The sequence below is a fragment of the Streptomyces sp. HSW2009 genome (assembly GCF_040240285.1).
Lineage (GTDB): Bacteria > Actinomycetota > Actinomycetes > Streptomycetales > Streptomycetaceae > Streptomyces.
In genome coordinates, this window is the sequence record NZ_JBEHZD010000381.1 from 1 (window position 1) to 7,960 (window position 7,960).

Annotated in this window: 9 protein-coding genes and 1 pseudogene; 6 read left to right on the top strand and 4 right to left on the bottom strand. The window is 76.3% G+C overall.

What is annotated here, in order from left to right; translation table 11 throughout:
- Positions 1-195 (bottom strand): annotated as a pseudogene (locus AAHZ94_RS23905) (hypothetical protein); the annotation flags it as partial.
- On the opposite strand from AAHZ94_RS23905, the gene AAHZ94_RS23910 reads away from it, so the two are divergent.
- On the top strand, positions 194-667 hold the full coding sequence (locus tag AAHZ94_RS23910; protein ID WP_349995100.1) for a hypothetical protein: 474 nt from the start codon (positions 194-196) through the stop codon (positions 665-667). The pseudogene AAHZ94_RS23905 and the gene AAHZ94_RS23910 sit on opposite strands and share 2 nt — an antisense overlap.
- Positions 668-791: 124 nt before the next feature.
- Here the strand turns inward: AAHZ94_RS23910 and AAHZ94_RS23915 are convergent, their stop codons facing one another.
- Positions 792-1,529, bottom strand: a complete 738-nt coding sequence (locus tag AAHZ94_RS23915) for a CehA/McbA family metallohydrolase domain-containing protein (protein ID WP_349995101.1) — start codon at positions 1,527-1,529, stop codon at positions 792-794.
- A gap of 427 nt (positions 1,530-1,956) precedes the next feature.
- Between AAHZ94_RS23915 and AAHZ94_RS23920 the strand changes: the two genes are divergently transcribed.
- The 3 genes from AAHZ94_RS23920 (at position 1,957) to AAHZ94_RS23930 (ending at position 3,538) form a co-directional block, all read left to right on the top strand.
- On the top strand, positions 1,957-2,559 hold the full coding sequence (locus tag AAHZ94_RS23920) for a TIGR03086 family metal-binding protein (protein WP_349995102.1): 603 nt from the start codon (positions 1,957-1,959) through the stop codon (positions 2,557-2,559).
- Between the two features lie 170 nt (positions 2,560-2,729).
- Complete coding sequence (locus AAHZ94_RS23925; protein ID WP_349995104.1) at positions 2,730-3,029, top strand: hypothetical protein; 300 nt, start codon at positions 2,730-2,732, stop codon at positions 3,027-3,029.
- The gene (locus AAHZ94_RS23930; RefSeq protein WP_349995106.1) at positions 2,972-3,538 is read left to right on the top strand and encodes an alpha/beta fold hydrolase; all 567 of its coding nucleotides are present in this window, start codon (positions 2,972-2,974) and stop codon (positions 3,536-3,538) included. The genes AAHZ94_RS23925 and AAHZ94_RS23930 overlap by 58 nt, the downstream gene beginning before the upstream one ends.
- A gap of 125 nt (positions 3,539-3,663) precedes the next feature.
- Here AAHZ94_RS23930 and AAHZ94_RS23935 read toward each other — a convergent pair whose 3' ends face one another.
- On the bottom strand, positions 3,664-5,112 hold the full coding sequence (locus AAHZ94_RS23935) for an aminotransferase-like domain-containing protein (protein ID WP_349995108.1): 1,449 nt from the start codon (positions 5,110-5,112) through the stop codon (positions 3,664-3,666).
- A 142-nt stretch (positions 5,113-5,254) separates the two neighbouring features.
- Between AAHZ94_RS23935 and AAHZ94_RS23940 the strand changes: the two genes are divergently transcribed.
- Positions 5,255-6,253, top strand: coding sequence for a DMT family transporter (locus AAHZ94_RS23940; RefSeq protein ID WP_349995110.1), 999 nt, complete (start codon positions 5,255-5,257; stop codon positions 6,251-6,253).
- A gap of 254 nt (positions 6,254-6,507) precedes the next feature.
- The gene (locus AAHZ94_RS23945; protein ID WP_349995112.1) at positions 6,508-6,705 is read left to right on the top strand and encodes a DUF1918 domain-containing protein; all 198 of its coding nucleotides are present in this window, start codon (positions 6,508-6,510) and stop codon (positions 6,703-6,705) included.
- A 52-nt stretch (positions 6,706-6,757) separates the two neighbouring features.
- On the opposite strand, the gene AAHZ94_RS23950 is transcribed toward AAHZ94_RS23945, so the two are convergent.
- Positions 6,758-7,960, bottom strand: a 1,203-nt coding sequence (locus tag AAHZ94_RS23950) for a glycoside hydrolase family 10-like protein (protein WP_502964763.1), incomplete at its 5' end; no start/stop codon positions are given.

Sequence of the window (7,960 nt, forward strand, 5' to 3'; positions counted from 1 at the left end):
GGGGGCCACCCCGGCCCGCCCCCCCGCCCCCCCCGCGCGCCCCCCGCCCCCCCCCCCCCCCCCCCCCCCCCCCCCGCCCGCCCCCGCCCCCCCGGGGGCGGAGTCGTTCCCGGGGTACTGCCGACCGCCCGGGGCGCGGAGGCCCCTCTTGCGGCTAGCGCCGATACCCCTCCCACCAGGCAGAATGAGCCGCATGGTGAACGACGGAACCCGCTTCGTGCTGCCGCGGGGGGCGACGGGCTTCTCCTCGCCGAAGGACGGTCCGCTGCCGCAGACTGACCTACGGGCGTTCCGCGCCGCTCTGTATGCCGCTGCCCGTGGCGCCGAGGGCGAAGTGGTTGAGGTGGAGGAACAGGCTTACCCCCGGACCTTCCACTCCGCAACGGTCATCGGGCGCGCAGGCGAGAGCATCGTCCTGTGCCACGCTCACCACCTCTGGGTCGCCTTCGCCCAGACGCTTCGCGAGTGGTACCAGGACGAGTTCACCGCGCCGCCGACCTGGGCGCACGCCTTCACCGACGCGGGCTTCTCGGTCCTGAGCGACGGGCAGCTCGCCACACCGCTGTCCGACGTGGACGCCTCCGTGCTCGGGCCGGGCGAGTGGCGGGAGATCCGCAACTACGGCATCACCACGTTGGGCGGAGTCCTCTTCAACGCATGGGACTGACAGGCGAGTACTGACAGGCGAGTAGAGCCGTTGAACGGCAAGCTGGGGAGTTGCTGGGGAGTTACGGAAGGGCCGCGCGCCCCGCCCGCTGCTCCGCCGGGTCACCCCGCACCCCACATCCCCCTCACCCCGCCCCCCGACCAGCCCCCTCCCCCGGCCCGAGCAGGGCCGAAGGGTAGTGCGGCGCGATGGTGGCATCCACGGGGAGGAAGGACAGGTGGGCCGTGGCGCCGCCGTCGGGGGAACGGCCGATGACCCAGTGCGCGAGATCGAGGCGGCGGGGCAGCAGGCCGAGCTTGTCGGCCAGGGCGTGCAGTTCGGCCACGTACCCGTCGCGCATCACGGCGCGGATACGCTCCGGCTCCGCCACGTCGAACAGGCTCACCACCACGTCGACCGGCCCGAACCTGCGGGCGGCCCGCCCCACGTCATCGGGCTCGGCCGGGTACGCGTACGAGCTGAGCGCGAACTCCAGCGCCGGCCCGTCGGCCAGCACCCGCCAGCCGGGCCGGCCGGTCAGCCGGCCGTCGGGTAACGCGCGCTCCACCGCGGCGATCTCGTCGAGCATCGGCACCCGCGCCCAGTCGTGCCGGAAGACGCTGTACGCGGAACGGTCGTACGGGCGCACCCTGGCCTCGACGACCCGGCCGCCGCGGAAGTTCACGTTGACCTCCACGCCGGGGCGCGGTACGTCCCGGTAGAGCCACCAACACCGGTCGCGCAGTCGGCTGTCAGCCGCCGCGCCGGGTTGGCCGGCCGGTGACGCCGGGCCCACCAGGGCCAGCATGTCGAGGAAGTCCAGCGGCGGCCCGAGCACCGCCACCACCTGTTGCGGCGTCATCCCCGACTCGATCCCCACCACGGCGCCTCCCCTGTCTGCGGAGCGGACACGGCTGCGCCGCGGTTGCCTCACCGGCGGCGTGCCCGCTGGACGGCGCTCCGCGGATGAGCGCTCCTTCGATGCTAGCCGCGCCCCGCCAGGACCCCTCCAGCGCCCTCGCCCCGCGCCCGCACCCCGGCCGCGTTCCCGCCACGTCCCGGCCACGTCCCCGTCCGGCTCCACGCCCGGGCCCGTACGGCTCCGCCCCGTCCCCTCCGTACGGGGCGGAGCCGTACCGAGCACGGCCCCCGCACCGCCAGCGACCCAGCAGCCCCGCACCACCAGTCGCCCCGCGACCCGCGACACCCACGCCTCTCGCGGCCCGGATCAGCTCGTACGGCCACCGCAGCGGTGAGAATCGCCCCGTGCGCCATCCCGGCGCACGCCCCCGCGTCCCCGAGGAGTTCCCGTGTCCGTGCCCTCCGACCGCCCCGACCTCGGCCCGGCCGCGGACCGGATGGCGGCGCTGCTCAGCTCCGTCTCGGACGAGCAACTCGGCGCCCCGACGCCGTGTGCCCACTACGCGCTCGGCGACCTGATCGACCACGTCGACGGGCTGGCCCGGGCCTTCGCGCTGGCCGCGGCCAAGGACTTCGAGGCCCTGGGTTCCGCCGGGCCTTCGGGCGATGCCGGCCGGCTCGGGCCCGACTGGCGGGAGCGGCTGCCCCGGCGGTTGGCCGCGCTCGCCGAAGCGTGGCGCAGCCCGGACGCCTGGCAGGGCATGACGCGCGCCGGCGGCATCGACCTGCCGGGCGAGGTCGCGGGGCTGGTCGCGCTCAACGAGCTGACCGTGCACGGCTGGGACGTCGCCCGCGCCACCGGCCAGCCGTTCACGGCCGAACCCGCGCTGGTGGCCGCCTGTCTGACGTTCGTGGCGCAGGCCCCGGCGCCGGACGACACCGACCCGGGCGACGGGCTGTTCGGCCCGCCGGTGGCGGTCCCGGCCGACGCCCCGCCGCTCGATCAGCTCCTGGGCCGCACCGGCCGCCGACCCGACTGGACCCCGGCCTGAGCCGGCCCGACCCGCTCCCGAACCGGCGCGGCTCGGTCCCGGCGCAGCACCCCGGCGCAGCCTCGTCGCCCCGCCCCCTTCTTCCCCCCGGCCGCTCCCGACCGCTCTCGGTCCGTTCACCCGCTGCGAAGTGCCCACCGCAGCCCGCGGCGACCGGCGAGACTCCCCCCATGCCCCATCTCACCTCCTACGACGGCGTCACCCTGGCCTACTCCCTGGTCGGTGCCTGGCCGCCGCTGGTCTGTCTCGCCGGCGGGCCCGGGGCCGACGGACGCGGCCTCGGCGACCTCGGCGGGCTGGCCCTGGACCGCGAGTTGATCCGGCTTGACGGGCGGGCCGCCGGCCGCTCCGCGGTCCCGACCGACGCGCAGGCTGTGCCTTCGCCGCCCAGGCCCGCGACGTACTGGCGCTGGTGGACGCGCTGGGTCTGGCGACGGTCGACGTACTGGCCCATTCGGCGGGGACGCTGACGGCGCAGGAGTTCGCGCTGCGGCATCCGACGCGGGTGCGCCGGCTGGTGTTGGTGACCCCTGCCGGGCGGCTGGCCAGAGAGCCCGACGAGGGCGAACTCACCGCGCTCCGGGCCAGGTTGGACCGCCGCCCGGACGCCGCTGCCGCCGCTGCGGCCGGCGCCGCGCGGTGGGGGTACGGCTCCTGGTCGGACGCGGCGCGCGCCCACCACGCGGCCGGCGCCCGACACCCGGTGCCGCCGGACTGGCTGCGGCCGGCCTTCTACGCGGCCGTGGCGGGCGAGCCGGAGCGGGTGGCGCGACTGCACACGCTCCGCACGCCGCTGCTGGCGGTCGCCGGTTCGCACGACGGGATCGCCGGCACCGCGCCGGCCAGGCTGCTCGCCGGCTGCTGCCCCGCGGCCCGCGCCACGGTGCTGCCCGGCTGCGGCCACTGGCCGTGGGCGGACGACCCGGCGACCTTCCGTACGGTGGTGACCGACTTCCTGGCCACGCCGACCGCGCGCTGAATGCTCCCCCGCAGGCGCCTACCGGGCCGAGGTCGGCACGAGACCTGGGCCGCCCCGGCGCCCGCTGCTTCCGCTGGCACACCGCAGGCGCGGGCGCTTGCCCGGCAGACCAGCGGGCGCGGCGCTCAGCACCCCGTCAGCGCCGTGCGCAACCGCCGTACACCCTCCACCAGTTCGGCGGGACCCGCCACCCCGGCGAAGGAGAGCCGCAGCCGCGGGCCCGGCGGTTCGGCCGCGTACGCGGGGCGGCCTGGCGCGACCGAGACGCCCGCGCGCAGCGCCGCCCGTACCACCGCCGCCTCGTCGACGCCGGACGGCAACGTGAGCCACAGGTGGAAGCCGCCGGGCGGCACCCGGGCCGGGGGCAGTTCGGGGAGTTCGGCGGCGAGCGCGCTCACCAGCGTCTCGCGGCGGCGGCGCAACTCGGCCGCGACGGTCCGCAGATGGCGCGGCCAGGCCGGCGAGCCGACGAATTCGAGCGTGGCCTCCTGGAGCGGCCAGGGCACGAAGAAGCTGTCCACCACCTGGATGGCGCGCAGCCGGTCGCGTACCGGGCCGCGGGCGGCCAGTGCGCCGACCCGCAGGCTGGGCGAGGTGGCCTTGGTCAGCGAACAGACGTGCACGACCGTGCCGTCCGGGTCGTCGGCCGCCAGCGTGCGGGGCAGCTCCGGGGCGTCCTCGTGGGCGAGCCTGCGGGCGAAGTCGTCCTCGATGACGAAGGCGCCGGCCGCCCGCGCCACCCGCACCACCTCGGCCCGCCGCCGCTCGCTGAGCACCGTGCCGGTCGGGTTCTGGAGCAGCGGCTGACAGACGAACACCCGCGCGCCGCTGGCCTGGAACGCCTCGGCCAGCAGGTCGGTCCTCACCCCGTCGGCGTCCATCGGTACGGGCACCGGCCGCACCCCGGAGGCACGGGCGACCGCCAGCAGCCCGGGATAGGTCGGCGACTCGACGAGCACCGGGGCCCCGGGCGCGGCCAGCGCGCGCAGCGCGGTGTTCAGGGCGCTCTGGCCGCCGGCGGTGATCAGCACGTCGGCCGCGGTCAGCCGGCCGGTGGGGCCGCTGATCTCGCGGGCGAACCAGGCGCGCAGCTTGGCCAGCCCGTCGATCGGCGGCCGGTCCCAGACCCCGGGCCGCCGCCCGGCCCGCCCCAGGGCCATGGACAGCGCCCGCTCCGGTTGCAGCGCCGAGTGCAGATAGCCGCCGCTGAGCTCGATCATGTCGGTGGCCGGGGCGGCGAGCGTGGCGAGGATGCCGGAGGCGTCCACCGAGCGCGGGACGGCATCGGCCGACGCCGGGGCGCACAGCGCGACCTCCTGCCAGGAGGTGTCGCCGGTGCGGCCGTCGCCGCCGGTGGGCGCCGCCGGTGCGGCCCGGAACGCGCCCGCCCCCGGCCGGGTCACCACCAGCCCCTCGGCGGCCAGCAAGGCAAGGGCGCGCGAGACGGTCACCGGGCTGACCCGGTGCCGGGCGACGAGCTCCCGACTGGACGGCAGCTTCTCACCAGGTGAGTAGCGATGGAGCTCGGCCCGCAGAACTCCGGCCAACTCGGCCACACTGCTACGCTCATGCATGAAAGCAGACGATAGCGCTACCGATACCGGCCCGATAGCAGTACCCGGTGCCGTCCCCCGCCCGACGCCGACCGCCGACCGCGCGGTCACGTCCTCCGCGGGCCCGCCTTCAGGCACCGCGCCAGGTGTCGCGACCGGCCTCGTGACCAGCACCACGCAGGGCATCCCCACCGCCGCAGACGCCAGCGCGGGCGCGGGCACGGAGGCGGGCGCGGGCGCGGAGGCGGGCGCGGGCGCGGAGGCGGGCGCGGGCTCGGGCACGGACACCCAAACAGGGTCGAGCAGTGCCCGGCTCGGCACCCTCTTCGCCGCCCTGGCCATCGCCTCCTTCTCGCTCACCTTTCCCGCCACCGTCTGGTCCCTGGAAGGTCTCGGCCCGTGGTCCACGGTCACCGTCAGGACCGTGCTGGCGACCCTCTTCGCCGGCAGTTGCCTAGTGTGGCTGCGGGTCCCGCCGCCGGACAGGCGCCACTGGCCGGCGCTCGCGGTCGTCGCCGCCGGCACCGTCATCGGCTTCCCGCTGCTCACCACGCTGGCCCTCCAGACCTCCTCCACCTCGCACGCCGCGGTCGTCGTCGGCCTGCTGCCGCTCACCACGGCCGCGTACGCCGTCGTCCGCACCGGGTCCAGGCCCTCGCCGCTGTTCTGGGCCGCGGCGCTGGTCGGCGCCGCCGTGGTGGTCGGCTTCGCCGTCCACCAGAGCGGCGGCCGGCCCACCGGCGCCGACCTCTACCTCTTCGGCGCGCTGGTGATCTGCGCCGCCGGCTACACCGAGGGCGGCCGGCTCGCCCGCGACATGCCCGGCTGGCAGGTGATCGGCTGGGCCCTGGTCGGCTGTCTGCCGCTGGCCGTCGTGGGCTGCGGGGTGGCGCTGGCCCTTGAGCCGGTCGGCCTGACCGTGAAGTCCGTGACCGGGCTGCTGTGGCTGGCGGCGGGTTCGCAGTTCGTGGGCCTGTACGTGTGGTACCGGGGCATGTCGGTCATCGGGGTGGCCCGGGCCTCGCAGCTCCAACTCGCCCAGCCGCTGCTGACCCTGGTGTGGTCCGTACTCCTGCTGGGCGAACACCTCACCCTGGCCGCGCCGCTGGCCGCGCTCGGCGTCCTGGTCTGCATCGGCGTCACCCAACGGGCCCGGAGCTAGCCGTGGCCCCCGCCCCGGCGGCGGAGCCGCCAGTGCGGCTGGCGGGACCGCCACACCGGGCCCGCCACACCGGCCGGGCACCCGCCTCCCGCGCAGGTCAGGGCCCCATCGCCCGCACCGGCCGGGCCTTGCCGCCCGCGGCGCGCGGCAGCGCCCGGCGGCGCGCGGACAAGGGGCCGCGCGCACCCCGCGGACCTAGACTGGCCACCACGGACCGCATGCCCCTCCGGGCTGAGAACAGGAGGCCAGCGCAGATGCGAGCGAGCGTAGGCGACCGCCTGCTGGTCCACGGCAGGATCGTGGGCCAGCACGACCGGGTCGCGGAAGTCATCGAGGTCCTCGGCCCGGACGGCGGCCCGCCGTACCGGGTCCGCTTCGAGGACGGCCACGAGACCGTGATGTCCCCCGGCCCCGACACCGTCGTACGTCACGAACACGAGGCCACCGGCTGACGGCCGCCCCACCGGCCCCTCCCCCAGCCCCCGGCTGCGGAGCCCCCGCCGCTCAGCGCGGAGGCCGCACCCGCGACGGGTAGTGGTCGGCGACTACCCGGGCCATGGCGCCGAACGGGTCGGTCGCCACCTCCTTCGCCGAGAAGAAGGCGTGCCCGGCGACCTGTGGGTGCTGCCGTGCGAAGGCGAGGTGCCGGGAGAGTTCAGCCACGTCCTGCCAGGGCGCCGGCTGGGCCGGGTCGCCCGCCTTGTACAGGGCCTCGCCCACGTACAGCCGCACCCCGCTGCCCGCCACGGTCCGCGCCCACCACGGCACCAGCGTGGCGTAGTCGGCGGCGGCGAAGCCCAGGTTCCAGTAGACCTGTGGCGTGATGTAGTCGAGCCAGCCCTCGCGGACCCAGCGGCGGGTGTCCGCGTACAGGTCGTCGTAGGTCTGCACGCCGGCCCGGGTGTCCGAGCCCAGCGGGTCGGTGGCCTTGTTCCGCCAGACCCCGAACGGGCTGACTCCGAAGTGCACCCGGCGGCGCAGCGCCCGTACCCGCCGCGAGGTCTCCTGCACCAGCAGGTCGATGTTGTGGCGCCGCCAGGCCGCCCGGTCCGGGAAGCCGGCCCCGTACCGCGCGAACGCCGCGTCGTCGTCGAAGGTCTGGCCGGCGACCGGGTACGGATAGAAGTAGTCGTCCCAGTGCAGCCCGTCGACCGCGTACCGGGTGACCGCGTCGAACATGGCGTCCTGCACGAACCGCCGCACCTCGGGCAGCCCCGGGTTGTAGTAGAGCTTCCCGCCGTACGGAACGACCCACTCCGGGTGCACCCGCGCCGGGTGGGTGGGGACGAGGCGGCTCGGATCGGGATGGTTGGCGACTCGGTACGGGTTGCACCAGGCGTGCAGTTCGAGGCCGCGCCGATGGGCGGCCCGCACCGCGAACCCCAGCGGGTCCCAGCCCGGGTCCCGCCCTTGCGTCCCGGTGAGGAAGCTGCTCCACGGCTCGTACGGCGATGGCCACAGCGCATCGGCGGCCGGCCTGACCTGGAAGATCACCGCGTTCAGCCGCCGCTTGACGGCCGCGTCGAGCAGCCCGGTCAACTCGGCCTGCTGCGCCGCCACCGGCAGTCCCGGCTTGGACGGCCAGTCCCGGTTGACGACGGTCGCCAGCCAGGTCGCGCGCAGTTCCCGGTGCCGGGCGGCGCCCCGCGCCAAGGCCCCGGCGGGCTCGGCCGCGCCGGCGGCGCCGAGCCGCTGCCCGTCGCGTCC

What these genes read in the sequence shown, in the direction of transcription:
- AAHZ94_RS23935 (WP_349995108.1), bottom strand. Translation starts at nt 5,112, where the DNA reads ATGCATGAGCGTAGCAGTGTGGCCGAGTTGGCCGGAGTTCTGCGGGCC.
- AAHZ94_RS23925 (WP_349995104.1), top strand. Translation starts at nt 2,730, where the DNA reads ATGCCCCATCTCACCTCCTACGACGGCGTCACCCTGGCCTACTCCCTG.
- AAHZ94_RS23945 (WP_349995112.1), top strand. Translation starts at nt 6,508, where the DNA reads ATGCGAGCGAGCGTAGGCGACCGCCTGCTGGTCCACGGCAGGATCGTG.
- AAHZ94_RS23910 (WP_349995100.1), top strand. Translation starts at nt 194, where the DNA reads ATGGTGAACGACGGAACCCGCTTCGTGCTGCCGCGGGGGGCGACGGGC.